Consider the following 24,745-nt stretch of genomic DNA (forward strand, 5'->3'; position numbering starts at 1 on the left):
TCAGGCGACGAGGTCGATGATGGTCGCTTCGGCGTGGCGATAGCTCGCGAGTGCGCGCTGCAGGGCCCTGATCGCGCTCGTCAGCTCGTCGAGACTGTAGGCATGGTCCGCTTGCCACTGGGCGTGCCGACTCTCGTAGGCGTCTGCGGCTTCGCCGTCCCAACCTGCGAGCATCAGCTCCGAAGCGCTGTCGAGAGCGGCACCCTCGGCCTGCAGATCGGAAAGCGACCCGAGCAGAACATCGATCATGGTCTGGATCTGGCCGAAATCGACCTCGACTGCTACCCCCATGCCAGCACCATAGCATCCGTCCTCCGCGCTGCAACGCGGCACCCTGACGAACCACGGGAACGACGAAGGCCGCCGGGATCACTCCCGACGGCCTTCGTGCGTGTCAGACGGGCGTGCCGCCTATCGAGGTCAGAACCAGCCGGAGATGAGATCCCACAGCCAGTCGATGATGCCGCCGATGATGCCGCCCGCGCGGTTCACGGTGACGGTGGCCGTCGCCTCATCGCCGTCGGCCTGAGCGACCGCGACCGTGTACTTGCCCGGCTGCGTGCTCTTCGGCACCGTGACGGTGGTCGAGAACGTGCCTTCTGCGGTGACCTGAACGGTGCCGACGTCGAGGGCCGCGCCCTTCTTCGGTCGCAGCTGCACGGTCACCGTCTCACCCGGCTGGTAGCCCTCGCCGGTGATCGTGAGCTTCTTGCCCGCTGCCACCTTCGACGAGCCGAGGTCGATCGATCCTGCGAACTCGACCGGCTCCTCCCCCGCGATCGAGAACGGCACCTGCACGGTGGTCCCGGTACCGGCGACGGCGACGGTGAGCAGCTGCTCACCGAAGACACCCGCCGGAACCGTGAAGCCGAGCGACGCGCGCCCTGCCTCATCGGTCGTGTCGACGATCGTGGGATCGACGGCGCTCGCAGCGAGCTGGGTGCCGCCGAGCGACAGGGTCACCTCGCCGGGCGCCTGCTCCCCCGCACTGAACGCCAGCGACGAGAGAGCGACCGTCACCTGGTCGCCGGCGCTGTAGCCGTCGGCATCCGGTGCACTGACCGAGACTCCCACCGCGCGCTGCGCGAGGTCGGGGGTCGCCGTCTTGTTCGCATCGAACCAGTCGACCATCGACTGCAGGTCGATCTTGCCGGTGTCACGCTTGCTCGAGCCCTCCTTGAAGGTGAAGAAGTTGTCTCCACCCCCGGCGAGGAACGAGTTCGCTGCGACCGTGTAGTTCGCCGCAGGGTCGATCGGCGTGCCGTTGAGCGTGATCGACGTGATCCTCGATCCCTGAGCCGCGGCCGGATCGTAGGTGTAGACGAGACCTTCCGATACGCCGAGCTTCAGGAACGGACGGGCCGAGCCTGCCGGCTGCCACTGCTCTTCGAGCACGCCCTTGAGCTGCACGCCGCTCAGCGACAGGGTCACCAGCGTGTTGGCGAACGGCTGCACCGTGGCCGCCTCGCGGTAGGTGACATTGCCGTTCGGGTCGTTGGCGTTCGACGAGGCGTACGTCAGGTTGGCGCGGATGCCTCCCGGGTTCATCAGCGCGATGTCCGCACCGGTGGACCACTTCTGCACGTCGGCGACGAAGTTGCCGATGGTGGACTCCCCACCGCGGTTCTCCGAGCCGTTCGTCTGACGAGCGCGGTTGAAGTCGGCGGTGATGTCTCCGACCTTGACCGCGCCGAGCACGTCGGCCTCAGCCTTCGCCTTCGCGACGATGTCGGCGACCTCCGGGACGGCCGGGTAGAGCGCCTTCCCTGCCGAGGTGAGGGGCTTGATCTCGTTGGTGATCGAGATCAGGTCCTTCGTCTTCGGGTCGACCTGGATGTTCATCAGTCCGAGGTTCTCGCCGTACTGCCCGGCCGAGATGACCGGACGCCCGTCGATCACGTGGTTGTAGGCGAGGTGCGTGTGTGCCGAGACGATCGCGTTCACGTCATCGTCCACGCCGTAGACGATCTCGCCCAGGGGCGAATCCGGCGTGATGCTCGACAGCTCGACGCTCGATGCTCCCTCGTGAACGAGAAGGATGACGACATCCGCTTCGCCGTTGGACGCGTCTCCGTCACGCAGGTCGTCGGCCACGGCGTTCACCGAATCGACGATGCTGCGCACCTCGAGATCCGCGATGCCCTCAGGCGACACGAGCGAGTCGAGGTCTTCGGTGACGGCGCCGACGAAGCCGACGCGCACGCCGTCGAGCTCCTTCACCCAGGCCGGTGCGAGCGCGGGCTCGCCCGTCTCGGTGACGAACACGTTCGACGAGATGTACTCCCAGTCCGCGCGGTCCTGCACGCGGTCGCGCAGGTCCTCCCAGCCCTGGTCGAACTCGTGGTTGCCCGCGGCACTGACGTCGAGGCCGGCGGCGTTGAGCGCGTCGATCGTCGGGTTGTCATCGTTGATGAAGGAGGTGAACGTCGATGCGCCGATCAGATCGCCGACACCGGCGAAGATCGTGTTCGGGTTCTCGGAACGGAACTGCTGCACGGCTCCGGCGACGACCGCCGCGCCTGCGGCAGCGCCGTCGGCCTCGATGCGACCGTGGAAGTCGTTCATGGTGACGACGTCGATGCTCACCGGCGGGACCTCGGAGGAGACGCCGACGATGATCGGGTCGTGGTCGCTGGAGCGGAACGGTGTTCCCGCCTCGGTGGCGCCGAACGCGTAGCCGCGGTCGCTCCACTCCGGAGAGTTGATGCTCCACACACCCGCGCCCGTGATGGATGCGGCGAGCGACGGCGACGCGAGCACGTGGTCGAGCGAGCCGAGCTCGCCGTCGAACGTGTACGTGTGCTGTTCCGGAGCCTTCTCGCGTGCGACGTCGCTCCACCCCTCGCTCGTGAAGACCTCGATCGGGTCCTCCTTCGCGTAGGCGTTGAAGTCACCGATCAGCAGGATGTCGCTGCTGCCGGTCGTCTCCTCGATCTCGGTGGTGAAGGTCTTGAGCGAGTTCGCCTGCTTCACGCGGTCGGCGTTGAAGAAGCCCTGGCCGTCTGCCGGCTCGGCGCCGCCGCCCTCGGGTGCCGACTTCGACTTGAAGTGGTTCGCCACCACCGTGACGACGCGTCCGTCGATGTCGAACGCCTGCGCGATCGGCTCGCGGGCGTTGCCCCAGACGCTCTCGTCCGTCACGGTCAGGCTGTCGCCGACCGTCTCGACCGCGTCCTTCTTGTAGATGATCGCGCTCGTGATGAAGTCGGTCGTCGCCGAGTCGTTCAGCTCATCGGGAGTGCGCACGTAGTCCCACTCCGCGCTGCCGAGTGCGTCGTTGAGCCCGTCGACCAGATCGGCCAGCGCCTCGTCGAGCGAGCCGCCGAGCTTGATCGAGTTCTCGATCTCCATCAGCGACACGATCTCGGCGTCGAGGCCGTTGATCGCCGCGACGATCTTCGACTTCTGGATCTCGAACTGGGCAGCATTCGCCGCGCCTCGTGCGTTCGAGTTCTCGCTCTTCAGCGTGGTGAAGTAGTTGAAGACGTTGAACGACGCCACCTGCACGTCGCCGCCGACTGTCGGGGCGGTGTCCGTGCGAGGGTTCGTGGGCTGGAAGCCGACCTTCAGGTCGGCGGACGACGTGCTGTCGATCGGCACGACCGGCTGAAGACGCCAGTCGTCGAAGCCGTACTGGAGCACGTACGCGTTCTCGCTGAAGTCGACCGTGTCGCCGTTGCGGACGACGAGGTCCTTCGTGAAGTACGGCTGGTCGTTGGGGTGCCCGCTGTTCGAGACCTGGATCGACCACCCGTCGTCGAGCAGGATCCGGTTGGCGCGGTTCGCCGCGGTGATCGCCGCCGCCTCGGCTCCCGGGCGCACAAGCTCCGTGCTCTTGACGTTGAGATCCGCCCCGGCGTTCAGCCAGAGGGTTCCGAAGTTGAAGAGCTGGTGGCTGGAAGCCAGGCGATAGGTGCCCGCCGGGGCCACGTACATGTTCTCGTACTGCTCACGGTCGCCGCCGACGGCGGCATCGGGAAGCAGGGTGACCTCGGGAACGCCCACCCCTGCCTGCAGGACCGAGATGCCGGTCAGCGCTGCCGGGTTGATCTGCGTCTGGCCGAAGTACTCGCTGACCGAGCCGGTGACCGAGACGCGATCGCCGATCGCGAGCGTGGGAGCGAGCGCGTTGAGGAAGACGAAGACGCCGTCCGATGCGCCGGGGGTCGCGTCGACCGCGCCGCCGGAGCCCTCGGTCTGGATCACGATGCCCTTGTAGCCGCCGGTCCGATAGTCGGCGGTGACGATGCCCTCGACCGTGACCGTCTGGCCGTTCAGCGGCGAGACATCGGTCGTTCCCTGGACGTCGGCGATCGACACGTCGGTCGGCTCGGGCTCAGGCTCAGGATCGGGGTCGGGGTCGGGGTCGGGAACCGTGCCCGCATTCTGCGGCGTGATGGTGGCCGACAGGCTGAAGTCCGCCTTGTTGTCGTCGGTGTCCTTGCCGCCCGTGCGGTTGAGCGATTTGACGTCGGTGTTGCCCGTGGGAGGAGTCGCGGCGGCAGTCTCGAATGTGTTCGAGGTGCCGTAGCCGAGCACGTCGATGACGCCGTCGACACCCGTGACCGAGCCGGGGGTCAGCGTGACCGCCGCGGTGCCCTCGACCAGCGCGAGAGTGCCGTTCGTTCCGCTCGGGTTGAGGGTGCTGACGACGTCGGCCGTCGGCAGTGCTGCGCCGTTGGCTCCGTTGCTGCCCGCCTGCACGAGATAGTGGCCGCCGGCGGGGATGACGCCGGTCAGCGGCGCGACGCCGTTCGAACCGCCCGTTCCTGTCGCGGATCGATACTGCAGCGAGAGCCCGTCGAGGGTGACGGGTGCCGCCGTGGGGTTGTAGAGCTCGACGAACTTGTTGGTGAACGCCGCCCCGGCACTGCCCCCGGAGAGGTAGGCCTCGTTGATCACCACCCCCGTTCCCGAGACGTCTGCGGAGGCTGGCGCGGCGATCAGGGCGCTGGCGCCCAGTGCGGCGACGCAGGTGGCGGCGAGAACGCCGAGACGCCCCCGACTTCTGCGGTCTGACCCGGGAACCTGATGGTTCGCGGCGTCGGGAGCGGACATCATCTGTGTTGTCTCCTCGGGTGTGTTCTGGCGACGGCTCTCGTGAAACCGGGCGGTGCGGGCTCTCAGCCGACGCACATGTGAGCGAGCATACGGAGGCCCTCCGACAACCTCAACGGAGTTTTCCGATTGGTAACCAAGCCCTCACCGAACGTCCGGACCCGCCCCTGACGAAGGTGGAATATCGGACCGCGAACCGCTCACATGCGCGCGATGCGCCGCGCGGATGCGGGTCGGGTCAGGCGGAATCAGACGGAGTCGCCGGCGGCGGTCGCTGCGTCCTCGAACTCCTCGACCTCACGCTCCCAGGCGTCCTTGGCGAGTCGATACCAGAGGTAGAAGGCGAACCCGGCGAAGATCGCCCACTCCGCGGCATAGAAGATGTTGAGCCAGTTCACCGGCGACTGCTCCTCGGGTGCAGGCGAGGAGATGTCCGTGAGACCTGCCGTCGCCGTGATCGAGGCGAGGTACGGCCGATACACGTCGAGCTCGTCGACGTCGTGCCAGTGGCTGAGCAGCGCAGCGGTCGACATGCGGTCCATGCGCTGGGGATCGTCCTTCGGCGGCACCGATGGCCCCTCGTCCGAGATCACCCGACCGACGAGGGATACGTCCTCTGCGCTCTCATCGAGCTTCTCGACGGCCGCCTCGGCGACGGCACGGTCGGCGGTCCAGCCGATCGCGACCGCGATCGATGTGCGCTCCGCGACCCGCAGCTGACCGGTCACCCAGTAGCCCTCGACGCCGTCATTGAACCGACTCGACACGATGAGGAAGTCATCGCGGATCCAGGTCCCCGACGTCTCGACCTTCTGCCCGACCAGCGGCTCGGGGAGGTACGCACCCGGCTCGACCACATCGGTCAGCGGTCGCACCTGCTCGGTCGCTCCTGCGGGCGGCGGATCGGTCTCGATCGCGCGCTCGAGCTGCCACTGCCCCAGCCACGCGAACACGCCGGCCACCACGAGGCACAGCACGAGCATCCCGATCCAGCGTCCCCGGAGCATGACCTCGCGGAGAGTCGGGGGGAACAGAGCAGCAGAAGTCACGGCGTGGTGCGGGCCTCAGGCCTCGTACGGTGCGAGGACGACCTCGACCCGCTGGAATTCCTTGAGGTCGGAGTATCCGGTGGTGGCCATCGACTTGCGCAGCGCCCCGATGAGGTTCGCCGTGCCGTCGACGACGGGCGCCGGACCGTAGAGGATCTCCTCGAGCGTGCCGATGCCGCCGACCTCGACGCGACGACCGCGCGGGAGCTTGGGGTGATGCGCCTCGGGACCCCAGTGGAAGCCACGACCCGGTGCATCGGTGGCGCGTGCGAGGGCGACGCCGAGCATGACCGCGTCAGCACCCATCGCGAGTGCCTTGACGATGTCACCGGACGTGCCGACGCCACCGTCTGCGATGACGTGCACGTAGCGTCCGCCGGACTCGTCGAGGTAGTCACGGCGGGCCGCGGCCACGTCCGAGACGGCCGTGGCCATCGGAGCGTGGATGCCGAGGGTCGCACGCGTGGTCGACGCCGCTCCCCCGCCGAAGCCGACGAGGACACCGGCCGCACCCGTGCGCATCAGATGCAGGGCCGCGGTGTAGGTGGCTGCGCCTCCGACGATGACGGGCACGTCGAGGTCGTAGATGAACTTCTTGAGATTCAGTGGCTCGTCGACGCTCGAGACGTGCTCGGCCGACACGGTGGTTCCGCGGATGACGAACAGGTCGACCCCTGCGGCGGCGACCGTGTCGTAGAACTCCTGCGTGCGCTGCGGCGTCAGCGATCCGGCGACGGTCACTCCGGCTTCACGGATCTCGGCGAGACGCTGCGTGATGAGCGCGGGCTTGATCGGCTCGGAGTAGAGCTGCTGCATGCGCGCGGTCGCCTCTCCCTCACCGAGGGATGCGATCTCCGCAAGAAGGGGCTCAGGGTTCTCGTAACGGGTCCACAGTCCTTCGAGGTCGAGGACGCCGAGTCCGCCGAGCTGCCCGAGCATGATCGCCGTCTGAGGGCTCACGACGGAGTCCATCGGTGCGCCGAGCACCGGGATCCCGAAGCCGAAGGCGTCGATCGTCCAGGCGGTCGACACGTCCTCCGGGTTGCGGGTGCGCCGCGAGGGCACCACCGCGATGTCGTCGAACGTGTACGCGCGACGCGCACGCTTGCCTCGGCCGAGCTCGATCTCCATGGTCACCACCCCAGACTACCGGGCGTACGCGATGACACCGACGGCTGGGAGACTGAGAGCGAGGTCGGGAGGCAATATGTCGGATTCGGTGGAGGTCGCCGTCGTCGGTGGCGGCGTGATGGGCCTTGCGACCGCGTGGGAGCTCACCCGTCGGGGGATGAAGCCCGTCGTCTTCGAGCGCTTCGCCCGTGGCCACCACCAGGGCGCCTCGCACGGCGCCACGCGCAACTTCAACAACGCCTACGACGAGGAGCACTATCTCGACCTGCTCGTCCGCGCACGCGCCGGATGGGACACCCTCGGGCAGGTGGGCGGCGAGCCGCTGCTGCGTCTGCACGGCCTGGTCACCCACGGAGATGTCGACGTCGCCGCGATCGAACGGCGGCTGACCGAGCGCGGCATCCACGCCGAGATGCTGACGGCGCACGAGGCATCGTCGCGATGGTCGGGCATGCGCTTCGGCGACGATGTGCTCTTCTCCCGCGACGCGGGCGTCGCCCGCGCATCCGCCGCGCTGGGCGAGTTCGAGCGACGGATCGTCGCCGCGGGAGGCGAGGTGCGCTGGGAGACCCCCGTCACGCGGATCGACGAGACCGACGAGGGCGTCGACATCGTGCTGCCTGACGCCCGCGTGCGGGCGGACGTCGTCGTCGTCGCGGCCGGCGCCTGGACCGAGCGGATGCTTCCCGGCATCCCGCTGCCGCGCCTGGAGGTCACCGAGGAGTTCCCCGCGCACTTCCACCCCGCCGCCGACTCGGTATGGCCCTCGTTCAATCACTACGTCGATCCCGGCCGCTACCCGGCGACGGTCTACGGGATGCCGACGCCCGGCGAGGGCGTCAAGGTCGGGTTCCATCGCGTGGGCGACGTCGTCGACCCGGATGCCCGCCCGCACGCGGTGACGCACGCGCAGGCCCTCGCCGACTATGCGGGCGAGTGGATGCCGGGCCTCGACCCGGCATCCGCGGAGCCGATCAGCTGCACCTATACCTCGACCGATGACAGCGCCTTCGTGCTCGACCGATCGGGGCGGATCGTCGTCGGCGCCGGCTTCTCCGGCCACGGCTTCAAGTTCGCCCCTGGCGTGGGCGCGACCCTCGCCGATCTGGCCCTCGATCCCTCCGCTCGCGCGGCGGAGCCGTTCCGACTGCGCTGAACTCAGCGGGCTCGCACCACGCGGCGCTCGTCCCACACGGGGGCATCGGCTTCGTACACCTCGCCGTCCGAGCCGAACACGAGGAACCGGTCGAACGAGCGGGCGAACCAGCGATCATGCGTGACCGCGAGCACGGTCCCCTCGAAACGACGCAGAGCGTCTTCGAGCGCCTCGGCCGACTCGATGTCCAGGTTGTCCGTCGGCTCGTCGAGCAGCAACAGCGTCGCACCGGAGAGCTCGAGCAGCAGCACCTGGAAGCGGGCCTGCTGGCCGCCCGACAGCGATTCGAAGGTCTGCTGCGCCTGCCGCACGAGTCCGTACCGGTCGAGCGCCGAGCTCGCGGCATCCCGCGGCATGCCGGCCCGTCGTTCGTCTCCCCTGTGGAGGATCTCGAGCAGCGTTCGGCCGACGAACTCGGGATGCGCATGCGTCTGCGCGAACAGCCCCGGCACGACGCGCGCTCCCAGCACGGCCTGCCCACGGTGATCGACCGTCGCGAGCTGCTCCCCGGTGGACGTCACGTGACCCAGCGTCGGGTCCGGATCGCTGCCCCCGCGTGCGAGGAGGCGAAGGAAGTGCGACTTCCCCGATCCGTTCGACCCGAGCACGGCGACCCGATCGCCGTACCAGACCTCGGCGTCGAACGGCCTCATCAGGCCGGAGAGCTCGAGCCCGCGTGCGACCACCGCGCGCTTGCCCGTGCGTGACCCTCGCAGCCTCATGTCGAAGTCCTGAGCCGGGGGTCGCTCCTCCGGCGGTCCGGCCTCCTCGAATTTGCGCAGTCGCGTCTGCGCCGCCTGGTACCGCGACGCGAATCCGTCGTTCGCCGACGCCTTCACCTTGAGGTTCGCGACGAGGGTCCGCAGCTTCTCGTGCTGCTCGTCCCACCGGCGGCGCAGCTCGTCGAGTCTGTCCATGCGGTCGCTGCGCGCCTGGTGGTAGGTCGCGAATCCGCCGCCGTGCACCCACGCCGAGGCCCCCGCGCCGCCGGGCTCGAGGGTGATCAGCCGATCGACCGCACGTGCCAGCAGCTCCCGGTCGTGCGATACCAGCAGCACGGTCTTCGGCGTCTGCCTGAGCTGCTCCTCGAGCCAGCGCTTGGTGGGAACGTCCAGATAGTTGTCCGGCTCGTCGAGCAGCAGCACCTCGTCGGGTCCGCGCAGCAGCGCCTCCAGAGCGAGTCGCTTCTGCTCGCCACCCGACAGCGTCGTGAGATCGCGGAAGCGGGCACGCTCGAAGGGCACTCCCAACGCGGCGACCGTGCACTGGTCCCAGACCGTCTCGTGCTCGTAGCCGCCGGCATCCGCGTACTCCGCGATCGCCGTCGCATACGCCATCTGCGTGTCGTGCTCATCGCGCTCGATCAGCGCGTCCTCCGCAGCCTCGAGAGCCTGCGCCGCCTGCCGGATGCGATGGGGTGCGACCCGCACCAGCAGCTCGTGAACGGTCTGACCGGACTCGCCGTGGCCGACGAACTGGTCCATCACGCCGAGGCCGCCGTCGATCGTCACGACGCCGTCATCGGCGGGCTGGTCGCCTCGGATGATGCGGAGCAGCGTCGTCTTACCGGCCCCATTGGGCCCGATGAGGGCACTCGTCGACCCGGCTCCGACGCGAAAGGTCGTCTCGTCCAACAGCGGTCTGCCGTCGGGAAGGGTCAGCGAGACCCCCGCAACATCTATGTATCCCACCGTGCGTGGCCGTCCTTCCGCCCGCTTGGCGAGCCGACCAGGCTATCAGCAATCGGGCCGACCGGTCAGCGAGTGCGGCCGACCACCTGGATCGCCTCGGTGCGCGGCGCCGCCGGGAGCAGCATCCGGAACTCGGTGCCGACGCCCTCTCTGCTCGTCACGTCCATCGTGCCGCCGTGGGCGAGCACGATCGCCCGGGTGATCGTGAGGCCCAGCCCGACGCCGGGCACGGCGTTGCGGGTCGCTGTCGACGCGCGGAAGAATCGGGTGAACAGCATGCCCTGCTCGTCTTCGGGGATGCCCACACCGGTGTCGCGCACGGAGAGCTCGACGCCTCCGTCGACGAGACGCACGCCCGCGGTGACCCGCCCGCCCGCAGCGGTGAACTTGATCGCATTCGAGAGCAGGTTGTCGAGGGCCTGTCCGATACGTCCCGAGTCGACCGAGAGCACGACGGGAGTCGCCGGGATCTCGGCCACGATCTCGATGCCCTCGCGCTGCGCATGCGGGCCGGACGATGCGACGGCGCTGCGCACCAGCTCGGTGACGTCGGCGTCTCGGCGCTCGAGCGGGAAGCGGCCCGATTCCACCTGGGCGGTGAACAGCAGGTCCCCGACGAGGTTGAGCAGGCGCTGGGCGTTGCGCTCGATGATGTCGACGAACTCCTGCTGGTCGGTCGTCAGAGGCTGCGCGGGATCGTTCTGCAGCAGGTCGAGGAAGCCGATGATGGCGCTGAGCGGTGTCCGCAGCTCGTGCGAGATCATGCCGACGAACTCGTCCTTCATGCGCGCGACCTCCACCGCCCTGGTCTCGTCGGTGATCACCAGCAGGTAACCGTGTCGGGAGCCGTCGGAGTCCTGGTACGGAGTGACGGTGACGCGCGCGGGAACCGTCGATCCGCCGACGGTCGCCACGTCGATGTGCGAGTCCACCGGCAGACCGGCGTCGGCATCGTCGAACAGCGCACGCAGGCCGGGGTGCAGCCCGTCGTCAGCGCGTGCGGCGGCCTCGGTCGCGAACGGGGCGAGAGCGTGCGAGGGGAAGAAGCGGTCCACCGGAACGGCGGCGAGCGCGTCCGGCACCGCCATGCCGAGCAGGCGCACCGCACCCGGATTCCATGCCGTGATCACCCCGCAGTTGTCGGTGGCGATGACCGCCTGGCCGGTGATGGAGTTCCACAGGCTCGTGAAGGACTCGGAGAGCGCGCGGTACTGCTGCTCGCTCGACTTCAGCTGCTCGAGCATCGCCTCGTTCGCGGCGAGAGCGGCCGTGCGCTCGACGACATGCGCCTCGGCCTGGGCCGTGCGCAGTCTCTGCAGTCGGGAGAGCTCGTTCACGATCGCACCGACGGTGGCGAACACCAGCGGGCCGATGACACCGCGAAGCCAGGCCACGGGGTCTTCCGGGGGATCGATGATGTTCGGCATGAGCAGCGCGATCGATGAGAACACACCGACGATCACGACCTGGCGGCGACCGGGGGCTGCGGCGATCCAGATGACCGGGAGGAGCACGAATGAGGAGAAGAGGGATGCCGGCCCGCCGGTACCCGCCCTGATCGCACCCAATCCGAGGATGTCGATCATCGGAATGAGCATCACGACCCAGCCGTCGTACACCCCGCGCACCGAGAGCACGGCCGCGAGTGCCGTCACCACCGCGATGGTGGCGAGGCCGAAGATCGCGACGCCAGTGTCGGTCACCGGGATGCCGGGGATCGTGAACATGAGGACGGAGGCGACCGCGACGGCGATCGCCGTGGGACCCTGCTTCATCAGCGGCGTCGGATTGTCGAAGTACCGGCGCCAGCTGCGCTCCATCGTCTGCTGGACGGTGCTGGTCGGAGTCATCGTGCCACTTCTCTGAGGAGTGCCCGCAGTTCGGCCCCGATGATCGGCTTGGGCAGTGCCGCGTCGGCGTCGGGGTAGTCGGCGACGTCGAGCACGGAACTCACGATCAGGAAGCACTCCGGGAAGCGGGTCTTGATGAGTCTCGCCAGCTCCGAGCCGCTGATGCCGGGCAGCAGCAGGTCGAGCACGGCGACGACCGGTGAGATCGTCGAGAATGCGGCGATCGCCGATTCGGCGTCCACCGCGGCGAACACGTCGAAGCCCTCGCGGTCGAGATAGCGCTTCAGGAGCGCCGTCTGGTCTGCGCTGTCCTCGACCACGAGGGCCAGCGGCCGCGCGGTCATCGCAGGAACAGCTCTCGCACGATCACGATGACGACGACGATGCCCAGGGCGAGGAGGGCCTGCGGGATCAGGAGCTTCTCCCGACGGGCGTCGGCGGCGATCTCCTCCTCCTCGGCGCTTCTCGAAGGTGCTTCGGTCATGAGTCGACCCGTCCGATCTTCTCGGTCTTGATCCATGCGGCGTCGGCGTGGCGCCACTCTTTGATGTAGGAGTCCACCGTGATGGCGCAGAGCAGCGAGCCGTACCCGCAGACGTAGAGCAGCAGCCCGGCGAAGAACCGTCCTGCCGGCAGGGGCTCGACGACACGGGCGAGCCAGATCCCGAGCATCGAGATCGGTCCCCAGAGGTAGAAGACGACAGCCCACATCAACCGCGTCTCGTCGGTGAGCGCGAGCCCGAGGTTGTTCAGGCCCGATTCGAACAGCCAGGGGAACAGGGCGATCGCCATCAGGATGAGGGCGCCGAGCCCGGGGAACATCAGCGCCTCACGCCACGACTGTCGGCCGATCCGCCCATCGAGCTGCACGGCGTAGAGCATCGAGAACAGATAGATGCACGCGGCGGCGATCCACATGAATCGGAACACGAACTCGGCGATGTCGCTGTGCAGGACGAGCAGCACGAGCAGCGCGGTGGCTGCGAGGATCATGAAGGCCGGCAGCAGCAGGATGGTGAACCACGCGAGCCCGAAGGCGAAGCTGCCGAGGTTGTGCACTCGGCTCGGGCGGAACCACAGATGCCGGTAGATCGACGTCAGCTGCACATTGCCGCGGGCCCACCGGAGGCGCTGCTTCCACAGACTGTCGATCGTGCGCGGCTCTTCGGCCAGCACGACCGCGTGCGGCTCGAACACCATCCTGCGTCCGGCCAGCTGCCCTTCGAAGGTCGTCATGGTGTCCTCGGCGAGCGTTCCCGTCGGGATCCGGCCGCCGATCGCCTCGAGATTCGCGCGTGAATGCAGCTGCGCACCTCCGGCGAGGCACGCGATCGCTCCCCCGACGTTCTGCGTCCGCCGGGCCGAGAGCTGCCCGATGACGTACTCGATCGCGATGAACCGGGTGAGGTAGTTGCGGTCGCGACTGCCCTCGGCGATGTACGCGGTGACGGCGCCGACCTTCTCATCGGCGAGATGCCGGCTCATCTTGCGCAGCGAATCCCGCGCGAAGATCACATCGGCGTCCATGATCAGCACCGCTTCGGTCCACTCGTCCGCGAGCACGATGTCGAGTCCGTGGTTGAGCGTGTGCGCCTTGCCCTCGCCGCCCTTGTCCCGACGCAGATGCACGACCCGTCCGGGGAATGCCGCCGCCTTCGCGGCGACCACCTCGGGGGTGTCATCGGTCGATGCATCGTCGATGACGAAGATGCGCAGGCGGTCGGCCGGGTACTCGAGCTGCATCAGGCGTTCGATCGCCTGGCCGAGCACGAGGCCCTCGTTCCACGCCGGGATCAGCACCGCGACGCGGGGATGGTGCGGTGCCGCCTTGCCGTAGTGGTTGCGGAACGCGTGCACGGGCAGGGCGAGGAACTGCAGCCCGGTGTTGATCACCGGCAGGGTGCCGACCAGCACGCAGAGCAGGAGGATGACGACGACGACGGTCTCGACCCAGTTCAGTTCGGCCATCAGCTCGCCCTCCATCGGTCGAGGATCTCTGTCACGCGCGCGTAGCGTCCGACGTCGGACGCGATGTGGCTGTCCGTGGACGCGACGATCTCGGCGCCGGCGCTGCGCAGCGCGTCGAGCAGGGGGATGCCGGGGCAGCCCCACTTCTCGTTCACCTCGACCTGCGTGTCGGTCTCGGCCGCCGTCGTCGCCCACGCGGTGATGCGATCGGCACCGAGTTCCGCTTCGGAGAGACCGATCTTGGGCAGGATCGAGAAGCAGTGGGCGAGCTGATTGCCGGGGTGACGTCGCATCGCCGCGATCAGTGCTGACACGAGCTGATCGAGCGCGTCCTCGGCGGCCCAGCCGGCGTCGAGCCGTTCGCGGACGGCGCTCGGACCGAGGGGTCCGTCGATTCCGGGGAACTGGTGGTCGGCGATCAGGATGCGATCGATCCCGCTCGGCAGCTCGGGGATGTCCAGTTCTCCCGAGGCATCGAGGATCTTCGCCTCGACTCCCGTCAGTACCGTCAGATCCTCGGGCACGCGCAGCGCCCTCACCGCCGCGAGGTACTCGGGCACCCAGGGCGTCGACTGCCGCACGTGGTCGACCAGGCGCACGGTCGTGAGACCGGCAGCGGATGCCGCGGCGACGTTCTCGGCGAGAGTGGAGACCGCGTCATCCGAGAACGTCGAATGCACGTGGTGGTCGCCTCGCAGCAGCGCGTGACTCACAGTTCCTCCTGATGTCCCGCGTGCGCGGAGACGAGGATCTCTTCGACATCGACGATCACGTCCTCGAGGAAGCGCACCGACGCGATCTCGCGGAAGGCGACCGTCGACGGGATCCCGCGGCCCAGGAACAGGTCGGCGACGAGCGAGGGGATGTCGACTCCCGCGGCGATCGTGAGCGGAAGCGCGCCAGGGAATCGGGGATTCACCTCGAGGAGCACCGCTCGGCCGTCGCGGTCGCGCCGGAGCTGGACGTTGGCGACGCCGACGAGTCCGATCGCCCGGGCGATGGATGCCGCCGCGTTCTCGAGTTCGTCGTCGTGCACCGTGCGCCCCGCGATGGCTACACCGGAGTCGACCCTGGCTCGGGTCCGCGGCACCGCCGCGACGACCGAGCCGGAGGCATCTGCGATCACATCGACCGAGTACTCCTCGCCCGGGAGGAAGTCCTGCACGATGAGTCCTTCGTCCTGCGGCAGCGCTTCGAGCGCCGCCCGGTCGGGGACGAGCCGTACGCCGCGGCTGCCGGCTCCCTGACGAGGCTTGGCGAAGACGGGGAACTCCCAATCGACCGCCAGCGCATCGGGGCCCGCGAGGACAGTACGCGGCGTGAGACCGGTCGACTCGCACCGCTCGGCGAGCAGCAGCTTGTCGAGGGCGATGGAGAGCGTGTCCTGCGAGGGCGCGGCGAGCACAGCCGGAGCCAGCTCCTCGCGCCTGCCGGCGAGCGCGATCAGCTCGACATCGACGGTGGAGATCACGAGATCGAGCCGGTCATCCTCGACCATGCGGGCTATCGCCGAGACGAAGTCGTCATCGCGCCCCGGCGGCACGAGACGGCGGTGCGTCGGCGGCACGAGGTAGATGCCACTCGCCCAGCCGTCCATGTCCGCGGCGAAGACCTCGAGGTCTTCACGACGAAGCAGCGAGCGGATGACGGCGACGCCCGCCGGGCCACCGGCGCCCGTCACCAGTACGCGCGCGCTCATCAGCTCTCCCGTCGCGTGAGTTCGTGGGCGCCGATGAACTCGGCGGTCTCACGGACGACCTCGAGCGGCTCGACCGCCGATCCTCCGCCGAAGCGGGACCAGTAGCGAGCGGTGGCCGTCACGAACTCGGGTTCGAGGTAGTCCCGGGTCGCCGTCTGCGAGCCGAAGCATTCGAGCAGCCGCAGCTTCTGACCGATGTACTGGTCGATGCGGACGAACCGCGTCGGGCGGAAGTCGATCGTCGCCGAGGGGCTCTGGTAGCAGGCGACCGTTCCGACCCGCCGGGTCGCGGCGATCGTCGCCTCGCTCACCGCTCGGTGATCCTGGTGCCGATCGTTCGACGAGTGCGTGTAGACGATCGTCGGCTGGACCTCCTGCACGACCTCCTCGATCAACCGGACCGTGGCTCCGCCGCCGGAGATCTCGGTGTCGATGAGGTCTTTGACGAACAGTCGCGCACCGAGCATCTCCGCCGAGGCGAGCGATTCGTGCTGCCTGCTGTCAGCGTCTCCCCGCGCGCACCGCGCGAGAGGGTGAGGATCGTGATCGAGTCGCCCGCCTGGGAGTGCGCGGCGAGGAGTCCCCCGACGCCGATCTCGACATCGTCGGGGTGCGCGCCGATGGCGAGCACCACCTCTTTGGTGCGGTTGGCCTCGCGGCGCGTGCGGCCCTCCGTCACGAGCCGGGTGACCGCCTCGACGAGCTTCACGTTGTCGAGCGGCTTGGTGAGGAACTCGTCGGCCTGCGCGCGCAGAGCCGAGACGGCGTACTCGACCGAGACGTGCGCGGTCATGACGACCACCGGCAGGAGCGGGTCGTTCCGACGCAGCTGCGCGAGCAGCTCCAGCCCGTCGAGTCCGGGCATCTCGATGTCCGTGACGACCACGTCCGGCGTGAAGGTCTCGAGCCGCGCGACGGCGGACTCGCCATCGTGAGCGACCACGACCTCGCAGCCGGCCCGCCTCTCGAGCACGGTCTTGACGAGCAGGGCGACGTCTGGGTCGTCGTCGACGACGAGGACGCGGGGAGCATCCTGGGGCATATCTGCAGCTCTCAGTGGGGAAGTCCCCCTGCCGGTCAGCGGCCGGCGTAGCACTCCCTGCGCCCTTCGCGCAGTGAGCTCGAGGGGAAGTCGAGCGGGTGTCTCTAAATACTGGCATATCAACAGACCGCCGCGATGGCGGCCACGGCTTCTCCCTCAGTACTCTCGAGGATGAAAGCGGTCTGCGGACGGCCGCCCCTCTCGAAACGGAGCGACCATGACCGACTCGACGCGGCCCGAAGACCCGCAGTACAGCCCTCCCGCGTGGGACGGAGCGCGACCGGCGGATGCCGCCGTGGATCCTGCCGCCTACCCGATGGCCGGCCCGGGACAGCCCACGCCATACACCTCCCCCGCCGGGCAGGGGCTGGCGGTCGCGGGACTCGTCCTGGCCTTCGTCATCGCTCCGCTCGGACTGATCCTGAGCATCGTCGCCGCCGTCAGGCTCGGCAAGGCCGGGGCACCGCGCGGCCTCGCCATCGCGGGAATCGCGGTCGGCGCCGTCATCACCGTCATCTGGATCATCGGCATCATCGTGCTCGTGAGCGTCTTCGCGAACCTGTTCGCGATGTGCGCCGACCTCGGTCCGGGCGTGTGGCAGGTCGGCGGAGTCACCTACACCTGCAGCTGAGTTCGCAGCCGAACGAGAAAGGGGCCGGATGCGATCGCATCCGGCCCCTTCTCGATTCGTCTCAGCGCTTGTAGTTCGGCGCCTCGACCACGATCTGCACGTCGTGCGGGTGCGACTCCTTGAGACCCGCCGCGGTGATGCGCACGAACTTGCCGCGCTGCTTGAGCTCTTCGATGGTGCGGGCTCCGACGTAGAACATCGACTGCCGCAGTCCGCCGACCAGCTGATACGCGACGGCCGACACGGGGCCGCGGTACGGCACCTGTCCCTCGATGCCCTCGGGGATCAGCTTGTCGTCGCTGGGCACGTCGGCCTGGAAGTAGCGGTCCTTCGAGTACGAGGTCTGCTTGCCGCGGGTCTGCATGGCCCCGAGGGAGCCCATGCCGCGGTACTGCTTGAACTGCTTGCCCGACTGGAAGACGATCTCGCCCGGCGACTCGTCGGTGCCGGCGAGCAGCGAGCCGAGCATCACGGCGTCAGCACCCGCGACGAGCGCCTTGGCGATGTCGCCGGAGTACTGCAGACCACCGTCGGCGATCACAGGGACGCCGGCCGGACGTGCGGCGAGCGACGCCTCGTAGACGGCCGTGACCTGGGGCACGCCGACGCCGGCGACGACGCGCGTCGTGCAGATGGAGCCTGGCCCCACGCCCACCTTGACCGCGTCGACACCTGCGTCGATGAGCGCCTGAGCGCCCTCGCGGGTGGCGACGTTGCCGCCGATGACATCGATGTGCGCGAAGCTCTCGTCCGCCTTGAGCCGCGTGACGAGGTCGATCACGCCCTGTGACTGGCCGTTGGCCGTGTCGACGACGAGGACGTCGACTCCGGCGTCGCGCAGCGCCTCTGCGCGCTCCCAAGCATCGCCGAAGAAGCCGATGGCCGCGCCGACACGCAGACGACCCTGGTCGTCCTTCGTGGCGAGCGGGTACTTCTCGCTCTTGTCGAAGTCCTTGATGGTGATGAGACCGGCCAGCTTGCCGTCCTCATCGATGAGCGGCAGCTTCTCGACACGGTGATGCGCGAACAGGGCGATGACCTCGCCGGCGGCGACGCCCACCGGTGCGGTGACGAGACCCTCCGACGTCATGACGTCCTTCACGAAGGTGGTCTGACGCTCGAAGCCCGAGACGAAGCGCATGTCGCGGTTGGTGATGATGCCGACGAGGCGGCCGTCGGGGTCGACGACCGGCAGACCCGAGATGCGGTACTTGGCGCAGAGCGCGTCGACCTCTTCGACGGTCGCGTCGGGCGACGTCGTGATCGGGTCGGTGATCATGCCCGACTCGCTGCGCTTGACGCGGTCGACATGGGCCGCCTGATCGGCGATGGAGAGGTTGCGGTGCAGGATGCCGATGCCGCCCTCTCGCGCCATCGCGATGGCCATGCGGGATTCGGTGACCGTGTCCATGGCGCTGGAGAGCAGCGGAGTCGCGACCGAGATACGGCGAGTGATCCGCGACGAGGTGTCTGCCTCGCTGGGGATGACGTCGGTGTGCCCGGGAAGGAGCAGCACATCGTCGTACGTGAGTCCGACGAAGCCGAAGGGGTCGTGCTGGTCCATGGATAGTCCTCCTGCGGGCGCGATCTGGGGCGAGGGTGTACCAATTCTAAGTGCGGAGCGGCTGAGGAAATTCCCTGCGCCCGCTGACATCGCGCGCAGGACGCCCCGGATGACCTATCGGTATTTCGCAACTTCGTGATGGGATCGTTCTCACCGTGAGCAGATCGTGCCTTGGTCGAAACAGAGCCGACACATTACGCTCATACCGTCGTACATCAGGGCCGATGAACAACTCCGTCATGGCCTGTGTACTGGGCTGGAGGTTCTGTGCGTCCGACGATCTCGGCGAATCGAAGCGGAATGCGGTGGGTCATCATCCTGCTCGCGTCGCTCCTCGCCATCGCTTTCCTGTGGTTGCAGCCTCCTGCTGCGGCTTCCGCCGAAGAAACGGACGACGGCCAGGAGATCACAGACTTCTACTTCGCCGGTGTCATCACCTTCGATGACGACCCCGTCGAAGGCGTCGTGATGACGATCGAGGGCGGCGGCTTCGAAGGCGAGACCGAGACCGACGCCGAGGGCAAGTGGCGCCTGTACGTGCCCGAGAAGGACACGTACACGCTCACCGTCGACGAGGAGACCCTCCCCGACGGCGTGATCGTCGATGCGGCGCAGCTGCCCGAGGGCACTCAGCCCATCGCCGGCACGACGGCGTCGTTCGAGGTCGAGTTCGGCCTGACCGGCACGAAGATCCTCAACCTCTTCCTCGGTGAGGGCGAGAGGATGACGACGTCCTTCATCGACCAGCTCCTCTCACGTCTCGTGGGCGGCCTGAACTTCGGTCTGCTGCTGGCGCTCGCCTCCATGGGCGCGGCGCTCATCTACGGCACGACGCGGCTGTCGAACTTCGCTCACGCCGAGATGGTCACCTGGGGCGGCCTGGTCGCCCTCGTGACGACGAGCTTCTGGCATCTGCCGCTGTGGCTCGGCATCATCGCCGCCGTGATCGGAGGCGGTCTCTTCGGCTGGGCCCTGGATGCCGGCATCTGGCGTCCGCTGCGACGACGAGGCCTCGGTGTCGTGCAGCTGATGATCGTCAGCATCGGTCTGTCTCTCGCCCTGCGCTATGCGTTCCAGTACATGATCGGTGGTGGCACGCGCCAGCTCCCGGGGCCAGCCCCGAGCCGTTCCGTTTCGGTCCGATCTCGCTGTCCTACATCGACCTGATCGGCATCGTGGTCAGCATCGTCGTGATCGTGGGCGTCGCGTTCTTCCTCACCCGCACCCGCATCGGCAAGGCGACCCGCGCCATCTCCGACAACCCGCAGCTCGCCGCAGCATCCGGCATCGACGTCGACAAGGTCGTGCGCTACGTCTGGATCCTGTCCGGCACGCTCGCCGCCATCTCCGGCATCCTCTGGGCCTACTTCCGCCCCGGCGTGAAGTGGGACATGGGCATGCAGATGCTGTTGCTCATCTTCGCCGCCATCACCCTCGGCGGGCTCGGCACGGCGTTCGGTGCGCTCGTCGGCTCCCTCATCGTCGGCATCGCGGTCGAGGTCTCCACCCTCTGGATCCCCTCGGATCTGAAGTATGCGAGCGCCCTGGTCGTGCTCATCGTGATCCTCCTCGTCAGACCTCAGGGCCTGCTGGGACGCAGGGAAAGGTTGGGCTGATCGCCATGGACTTCGGAAGCATCTTCTCGAACACAGCCGTCTATCTGTTCAGCCCCGTCACCCTCGCCTACGCGCTGGCGGCGACCGGTCTGGCCGTGCACTTCGGCTATGCGGGCCTGCTCAACTTCGGCATGGCCGCCTTCATGGCGGTCGGCGGATACGGCTACGCGATCTCCGTGCTGACCTTCGGGCTCCCCTGGTGGGTCGGCATGCTCATCGGTCTCATGGGGGGCGCGTTCTTCGCAGTCCTCCTCGGAATCCCGACGCTGCGGCTCCGTGCCGACTACCTCGCGATCGCGACGATCGCCGCGGGTGAGATCGTACGACTGCTCTTCACCACCCAGATCTTCGACGAGTACACCAACTCGGCCGACGGTCTCGCGCAGTTCAACGGCGGGTTCCGCGACGCGAATCCGTTCCCGCCTGGCACCTACGGCTTCGGGCCGTGGACCTACAGCGCGAACGACCTGTGGAACCGGGTGTTCGGACTCATCGTGCTGCTCGTCGCGATCCTGCTGGTCTGGTCGCTCATGCGCAGCCCGTGGGGGCGCGTCCTCAAGGGAATCCGCGAGGATGAGGATGCCGTGCGCTCGCTCGGCAAGAACGTCTTCGCCTACAAGATGCAGGCGCTCGTCGTCGGTGGCGTGATCGGCGCAGCCGGAGGCATCGTCTTCGTCCTCCCCTCGGCTGTCGTGCCGGGCAGCTACACGACCTCGCTCACGTTCTTCCTGTGGACGATCCTGCTGCTGGGCGGCGCGGCCACCGTGTTCGGCCCGACGCTCGGGGCCATCCTCTTCTGGGTCGTCTTCGCTTTCATGGCGAACCTGCTCCCGGCGATGGCGCGGTCCGGAATCCTGCCCATGTCCGACAGCCAGGCCTCGACCCTGGTGTTCATCTTCGTCGGCATCGCCCTGATGCTGCTCGTGATCTTCCGACCTCAGGGCATCCTCGGAGACAAGAGGGAGATGACCTTTGTCAAATGAACTGACCCCCGACGAAAGCGCCCAGACGGCGCCCGCGACCGGGAGCATCCGCCGACCGAAGACCACCGGACTCGCCAAGGGCCCTGCGGCCCCCGGCGTGCCGAAGGTCGATCCCATCCTGATCGCGGATGCTGTGCAGCGGCGCTTCGGCGGTCTGACGGCCGTCGACGTCGACCACGTCGAGATCCCTCGCGGCGCCATCACCGCTCTGATCGGCCCGAACGGAGCAGGGAAGACGACCCTGTTCAACCTGCTCTGCGGTTTCGACAAGCCGAACAGCGGGACCTGGTCGTTCGACGGCACGAGCCTCTCGGGCGTTCCCTCCTTCAAGGTGGCGCGCATGGGGCAGGTGCGCACGTTCCAGCTGACCAAGTCGCTGTCGCTGCTCACCGTGCTCGAGAACATGAAGCTCGGTGCTCCGGGACAGCGCGGCGAGGGCTTCTGGTCGAGCCTGTTCCCGTTCCTGTGGCGCAAGCAGGATCAGGAGATCGAGGTCAAGGCCCGCGAGCTGCTGGCCCGCTTCAAGCTCGACGCCAAGGAGAAGGACTTCGCCGCGGCGCTCTCGGGCGGCCAGCGCAAGCTCCTCGAGATGGCGCGAGCGCTCATGAGCGATCCGACCCTGGTGATGCTCGACGAGCCGATGGCCGGCGTCAATCCGGCGCTGACCCAGTCGCTCCTCGATCACATCCTCGACCTCAAGGGCCTGGGCATGACGGTGCTGTTCGTCGAGCACGACATGCACATGGTCCGCCACATCGCCGACTGGGTCGTGGTCATGGCCGAGGGCAAGGTCGTCGCCGAGGGCCCGCCCGACGAGGTCATGGAGGACCCGGCCGTGGTCGACGCCTATCTCGGCGCCCACCAGGACCTCGATCTCGGTGCCGTGACCGGTCGCATCCCCGTGATCGAGAACGCCACCGCCGCCAAGCTCCGCGAGCAGATCGAAGCAGAAGCCGAGGCGGAGCTCGAAGCGACGAGCACGCCGGATCACGACCAGAAGGACAACGCATGAGCGCCGAGACCTCCGCTGCGGCACCGCGAACGGACGACATCGTCGTCGAGCTGAAGGACGTGCACGCCGGCTACCTGCCCGGTGTGAACATCCTCAACGGCGCCAACCTCGTCGCCCGACAGGGCGAGCTGATCGGCATCATCGGCCCCAACGGCGCCGGCAAGTCGACCCTGCTGAAGGCGATCTTCGGGATGGTGAACGTCCGCAGCGGCGAGATCACCGTGAACGGAGAGAGCATCATCGGGTTGAAGGCCGACAAGCTCGTCAAGCGGGGCGTCGCCTTCGTGCCGCAGACGAACAATGTGTTCCCCTCGCTCTCCATCGAGGAGAACTTGCAGATGGGGCTGTATCAGAACCCCAAGATCTACGCCGAGCGCCTCGAGTTCGTCACCGGCATCTTCGCCGAACTCGGCAAGCGCCTCAAGCAGCGCGCCGGGTCGCTCTCGGGCGGCGAGCGGCAGATGGTGGCGATGTCGAGGGCACTCATGATGGACCCGTCGGTGCTGCTTCTCGACGAGCCCTCCGCCGGCCTCTCCCCGTGCGTCAGGACGATGCGTTCATCCGCGTCTCCGACATCAACAAGGCGGGCGTGACGACGATCATGGTCGAGCAGAACGCGCGGCGCTGCCTGCAGATCTGCGACCGCGGCTACGTGCTCGACCAGGGCAAGGATGCGTACGAGGGCACCGGACGCGACCTGCTGAACGATCCGAAGGTCATCGGCCTCTACCTCGGAACTCTCGGCACCGACGCCGCCTGAGGGCTCCCACGACAGAGGGGCGGATGCGACTCGCATCCGCCCCTCTTCTGTCCCCTCGCGCAGCGGGCACGCACACGACGAAGGCCCCGGATCGAGGATCCGGGGCCTTCGCTCGTGATCAGTTGGTGCGGGAGATCAGGTTGTCGGCGCCGTACTCGTACGTGCCGATCGATGCACCCTGCGGGTCGCCGTTCTCATCGAACGTGATCTCGCCGGAGTAGCCGTCGTAGTCGGCGGTTCCACCGTCGTTGATGATCGCCGCGCAGTCCTCGAAGCTGGTGCACTTCTCACCGTCTCCGCTGCCGCCCGAGACCTCGGCCATCTTCGCAGCGATGTCCGCGCCCTCGGTCGAACCGGCGGCGAGAGACGCGAGTGCGACGAGCACGACCGCGTCGTAGGCCTCGGCTGCGTAGGTGAAGTCGTTGACCTCGGGGTTGCCCTCACCGGTCCAGAACGTCTGCAGACGGTCGGTGAAGTCGTCCTCGAGCGCCGGTCCCGGCTTCGTGCCCTGTGCGCCCTCGAGCGAGAACGGGAAGTTCGTGTCGGGCGAGGAGCCGTAGTCCGACAGGTTTCCGTCGACGAGGTAGAACTTGTCGGGCGAGATGCCGGCGTTGACCAGCAGCGGGGCGATGGTCTTGAACTGGTCGAACGACACGATCGCGACGGCGTCGGGGTTCTGAGCCTTGATCGTCTCGACCTGTGCGTCGAACTGACCGTCACCGACGTTGTACGACGCGTCAGCGACGACCTCGCCACCCGCGTTCTCGAACGTCGACTTGATGTTGTCGAACAGTCCGGTTCCGTAGGCATCGTTCTGGTAGATCACGCCGAGGGTCTTGTGTCCGTCTTCGGCGATCAGGTTGCCGAGGACCTCACCCTGCAGAAGGTCGCTGGGCGCGGTGCGGAAGTAGAGACCGTTGTCGTCCCAGTCGGTGAAGTCCGGGCCGGTGTTCGAGGCCGAGATCTGCAGGATGCCGGCGCTGACGTTTCCGTCGAGGATCAGGCGGGAGACGCCCGACGCCGCGGCACCGACGATGGCGGTGACGCCCGCGCCCTGGAGCTTGCTGATCGACGTCTCGTAGGCCTTGGTGTCGGTGTCGCCTTCGTCCTCAGCCGTCAGGTTGATCTTGACGCCGGCAGCAGCATCGTTGACCTCCTTGACCGCGAGGCCGACGCCGGATTCCATGGGCGGGCCGAGGAACGACAGCGAACCGGTCTGCGGCAGCAGCGAGCCGAGCTCGAGCGTGAGGTCGGCCGACGATCCGCCGCCGCCGCCACCGTCGGACGGCTCCTCAGAGGGCGTGCCGCTGCAGCCTGCGACGACGATCGCCGAGACGCTCAGCAGCGCGACTCCGGCGAGAATCTTGGCGCTGCGCGAGCGCGTGAATGAGGTCATGATGCTCCCTTGCGTGACTGGCCGTGGATTGTGACCACGGTCGGGTGCTCTAACACTAGGACTGAAAGGCTTCGCGTAGGGGTCGCCGATGTTTCGGTGCGTTAACGATCCGACACCGAGTTTCCGGACGGGTGAACCG

At 67.9% G+C, this 24,745-nt stretch carries 19 protein-coding genes and 2 pseudogenes; 7 read left to right on the plus strand and 14 right to left on the minus strand.

From position 1 onward, the window contains the following. The 4 genes from ACZZ93_RS06715 to ACZZ93_RS06730 all read right to left on the minus strand — a co-directional run bounded on the left by ACZZ93_RS06715 (position 1) and on the right by ACZZ93_RS06730 (position 7,238). On the minus strand, positions 1-291 hold the full coding sequence (locus tag ACZZ93_RS06715; protein WP_463510723.1) for a WXG100 family type VII secretion target: 291 nt from the start codon (positions 289-291) through the stop codon (positions 1-3). A 129-nt stretch (positions 292-420) separates the two neighbouring features. Continuing rightward, positions 421-5,061 carry an ExeM/NucH family extracellular endonuclease gene (locus ACZZ93_RS06720; protein ID WP_463510724.1) on the minus strand — a complete coding sequence of 1,547 codons (4,641 nt, stop codon included), beginning with the start codon at positions 5,059-5,061 and terminating at the stop codon, positions 421-423. Positions 5,062-5,306: 245 nt separating this feature from the next. Next, on the minus strand, positions 5,307-6,065 hold the full coding sequence (locus ACZZ93_RS06725; protein WP_082298004.1) for an SURF1 family protein: 759 nt from the start codon (positions 6,063-6,065) through the stop codon (positions 5,307-5,309). A 57-nt stretch (positions 6,066-6,122) separates the two neighbouring features. After that, a complete protein-coding gene (locus tag ACZZ93_RS06730; RefSeq protein ID WP_053098967.1) occupies positions 6,123-7,238 on the minus strand; it encodes a GuaB3 family IMP dehydrogenase-related protein in 1,116 nt (371 codons plus the stop codon). 76 nt (positions 7,239-7,314) lie between these two features. Between ACZZ93_RS06730 and ACZZ93_RS06735 the strand changes: the two genes are divergently transcribed. Beyond that, positions 7,315-8,394, plus strand: a complete 1,080-nt coding sequence (locus tag ACZZ93_RS06735) for an FAD-dependent oxidoreductase (RefSeq protein ID WP_463510725.1) — start codon at positions 7,315-7,317, stop codon at positions 8,392-8,394. Positions 8,395-8,396: 2 nt separating this feature from the next. Here ACZZ93_RS06735 and ACZZ93_RS06740 read toward each other — a convergent pair whose 3' ends face one another. From ACZZ93_RS06740 to ACZZ93_RS06775, 8 genes and pseudogenes are all read right to left on the minus strand, one after another. Next, positions 8,397-10,085 carry an ABC-F family ATP-binding cassette domain-containing protein gene (locus tag ACZZ93_RS06740; protein ID WP_463510726.1) on the minus strand — a complete coding sequence of 563 codons (1,689 nt, stop codon included), beginning with the start codon at positions 10,083-10,085 and terminating at the stop codon, positions 8,397-8,399. 65 nt (positions 10,086-10,150) lie between these two features. Next, the gene (locus ACZZ93_RS06745) at positions 10,151-11,935 is read right to left on the minus strand and encodes a sensor histidine kinase (protein ID WP_463510727.1); all 1,785 of its coding nucleotides are present in this window, start codon (positions 11,933-11,935) and stop codon (positions 10,151-10,153) included. Continuing rightward, positions 11,932-12,279 (minus strand): response regulator transcription factor, encoded by a 348-nt coding sequence (locus ACZZ93_RS06750; RefSeq protein ID WP_053098963.1) that lies wholly within the window; start codon positions 12,277-12,279, stop codon positions 11,932-11,934. Before ACZZ93_RS06750 ends, ACZZ93_RS06745 begins: the two co-directional genes overlap by 4 nt. Continuing rightward, complete coding sequence (locus ACZZ93_RS06755; protein WP_171821987.1) at positions 12,276-12,419, minus strand: hypothetical protein; 144 nt, start codon at positions 12,417-12,419, stop codon at positions 12,276-12,278. Before ACZZ93_RS06755 ends, ACZZ93_RS06750 begins: the two co-directional genes overlap by 4 nt. Beyond that, a complete protein-coding gene (locus ACZZ93_RS06760; protein WP_463510728.1) occupies positions 12,416-13,903 on the minus strand; it encodes a glycosyltransferase family 2 protein in 1,488 nt (495 codons plus the stop codon). The genes ACZZ93_RS06755 and ACZZ93_RS06760 overlap by 4 nt, the downstream gene beginning before the upstream one ends. Further along, positions 13,903-14,616, minus strand: coding sequence for a PHP domain-containing protein (locus tag ACZZ93_RS06765; protein ID WP_072590852.1), 714 nt, complete (start codon positions 14,614-14,616; stop codon positions 13,903-13,905). The genes ACZZ93_RS06760 and ACZZ93_RS06765 overlap by 1 nt, the downstream gene beginning before the upstream one ends. Next, positions 14,613-15,602 (minus strand): ATP-grasp domain-containing protein, encoded by a 990-nt coding sequence (locus ACZZ93_RS06770; RefSeq protein WP_463510729.1) that lies wholly within the window; start codon positions 15,600-15,602, stop codon positions 14,613-14,615. Before ACZZ93_RS06770 ends, ACZZ93_RS06765 begins: the two co-directional genes overlap by 4 nt. Continuing rightward, positions 15,602-16,644 (minus strand): annotated as a pseudogene (locus tag ACZZ93_RS06775) (PIG-L deacetylase family protein). Before ACZZ93_RS06775 ends, ACZZ93_RS06770 begins: the two are co-directional and overlap by 1 nt. 217 nt (positions 16,645-16,861) lie before the next feature. On the opposite strand from ACZZ93_RS06775, the gene ACZZ93_RS06780 reads away from it, so the two are divergent. Beyond that, positions 16,862-17,275, plus strand: coding sequence for a hypothetical protein (locus tag ACZZ93_RS06780; protein ID WP_056277275.1), 414 nt, complete (start codon positions 16,862-16,864; stop codon positions 17,273-17,275). A 61-nt stretch (positions 17,276-17,336) separates the two neighbouring features. Here the strand turns inward: ACZZ93_RS06780 and guaB are convergent, their stop codons facing one another. Continuing rightward, positions 17,337-18,839, minus strand: a complete 1,503-nt coding sequence (gene guaB, locus ACZZ93_RS06785; RefSeq protein ID WP_053098958.1) for an IMP dehydrogenase — start codon at positions 18,837-18,839, stop codon at positions 17,337-17,339. A 300-nt stretch (positions 18,840-19,139) separates the two neighbouring features. On the opposite strand from guaB, the gene ACZZ93_RS06790 reads away from it, so the two are divergent. The 5 genes and pseudogenes from ACZZ93_RS06790 (at position 19,140) to ACZZ93_RS06810 (ending at position 23,210) form a co-directional block, all read left to right on the plus strand. Next, on the plus strand, positions 19,140-20,006 hold the full coding sequence (locus tag ACZZ93_RS06790; protein WP_463510730.1) for a branched-chain amino acid ABC transporter permease: 867 nt from the start codon (positions 19,140-19,142) through the stop codon (positions 20,004-20,006). Positions 20,007-20,014: 8 nt separating this feature from the next. Further along, the gene (locus ACZZ93_RS06795; protein WP_463510731.1) at positions 20,015-20,455 is read left to right on the plus strand and encodes a branched-chain amino acid ABC transporter permease; all 441 of its coding nucleotides are present in this window, start codon (positions 20,015-20,017) and stop codon (positions 20,453-20,455) included. Positions 20,456-20,460: 5 nt separating this feature from the next. Next, entirely contained in the window at positions 20,461-21,438 is a 978-nt protein-coding gene (locus ACZZ93_RS06800) for a branched-chain amino acid ABC transporter permease (protein ID WP_463510732.1), read from the plus strand. 46 nt (positions 21,439-21,484) lie between these two features. Then, positions 21,485-22,450, plus strand: coding sequence for an ABC transporter ATP-binding protein (locus tag ACZZ93_RS06805; protein WP_053099395.1), 966 nt, complete (start codon positions 21,485-21,487; stop codon positions 22,448-22,450). After that, positions 22,447-23,210 (plus strand): annotated as a pseudogene (locus ACZZ93_RS06810) (ABC transporter ATP-binding protein). The gene ACZZ93_RS06805 and the pseudogene ACZZ93_RS06810 overlap by 4 nt, the downstream one beginning before the upstream one ends. A gap of 118 nt (positions 23,211-23,328) precedes the next feature. Here ACZZ93_RS06810 and ACZZ93_RS06815 read toward each other — a convergent pair. Continuing rightward, on the minus strand, positions 23,329-24,606 hold the full coding sequence (locus ACZZ93_RS06815) for an ABC transporter substrate-binding protein (RefSeq protein ID WP_463510733.1): 1,278 nt from the start codon (positions 24,604-24,606) through the stop codon (positions 23,329-23,331). Between the last annotated feature and the right edge of the window lie 139 nt (positions 24,607-24,745).

The organism is Microbacterium sp. AC026, from assembly GCF_979258475.1.

Bases quoted from the DNA above. Each gene is read 5' to 3' on its own strand.
- ACZZ93_RS06715 (WP_463510723.1), bottom strand. From the start codon at position 291: ATGGGGGTAGCAGTCGAGGTCGATTTCGGCCAGATCCAGACCATGATC.
- ACZZ93_RS06720 (WP_463510724.1), bottom strand. From the start codon at position 5,061: ATGATGTCCGCTCCCGACGCCGCGAACCATCAGGTTCCCGGGTCAGAC.
- ACZZ93_RS06725 (WP_082298004.1), bottom strand. From the start codon at position 6,065: ATGCTCCGGGGACGCTGGATCGGGATGCTCGTGCTGTGCCTCGTGGTG.
- ACZZ93_RS06730 (WP_053098967.1), bottom strand. From the start codon at position 7,238: ATGGAGATCGAGCTCGGCCGAGGCAAGCGTGCGCGTCGCGCGTACACG.
- ACZZ93_RS06735 (WP_463510725.1), top strand. From the start codon at position 7,315: ATGTCGGATTCGGTGGAGGTCGCCGTCGTCGGTGGCGGCGTGATGGGC.
- ACZZ93_RS06745 (WP_463510727.1), bottom strand. From the start codon at position 11,935: ATGACTCCGACCAGCACCGTCCAGCAGACGATGGAGCGCAGCTGGCGC.
- ACZZ93_RS06750 (WP_053098963.1), bottom strand. From the start codon at position 12,279: ATGACCGCGCGGCCGCTGGCCCTCGTGGTCGAGGACAGCGCAGACCAG.
- ACZZ93_RS06755 (WP_171821987.1), bottom strand. From the start codon at position 12,419: ATGACCGAAGCACCTTCGAGAAGCGCCGAGGAGGAGGAGATCGCCGCC.
- ACZZ93_RS06760 (WP_463510728.1), bottom strand. From the start codon at position 13,903: ATGGCCGAACTGAACTGGGTCGAGACCGTCGTCGTCGTCATCCTCCTG.
- ACZZ93_RS06770 (WP_463510729.1), bottom strand. From the start codon at position 15,602: ATGAGCGCGCGCGTACTGGTGACGGGCGCCGGTGGCCCGGCGGGCGTC.
- ACZZ93_RS06780 (WP_056277275.1), top strand. From the start codon at position 16,862: ATGACCGACTCGACGCGGCCCGAAGACCCGCAGTACAGCCCTCCCGCG.
- guaB (WP_053098958.1), bottom strand. From the start codon at position 18,839: ATGGACCAGCACGACCCCTTCGGCTTCGTCGGACTCACGTACGACGAT.
- ACZZ93_RS06790 (WP_463510730.1), top strand. From the start codon at position 19,140: ATGCGGTGGGTCATCATCCTGCTCGCGTCGCTCCTCGCCATCGCTTTC.
- ACZZ93_RS06800 (WP_463510732.1), top strand. From the start codon at position 20,461: ATGGACTTCGGAAGCATCTTCTCGAACACAGCCGTCTATCTGTTCAGC.
- ACZZ93_RS06815 (WP_463510733.1), bottom strand. From the start codon at position 24,606: ATGACCTCATTCACGCGCTCGCGCAGCGCCAAGATTCTCGCCGGAGTC.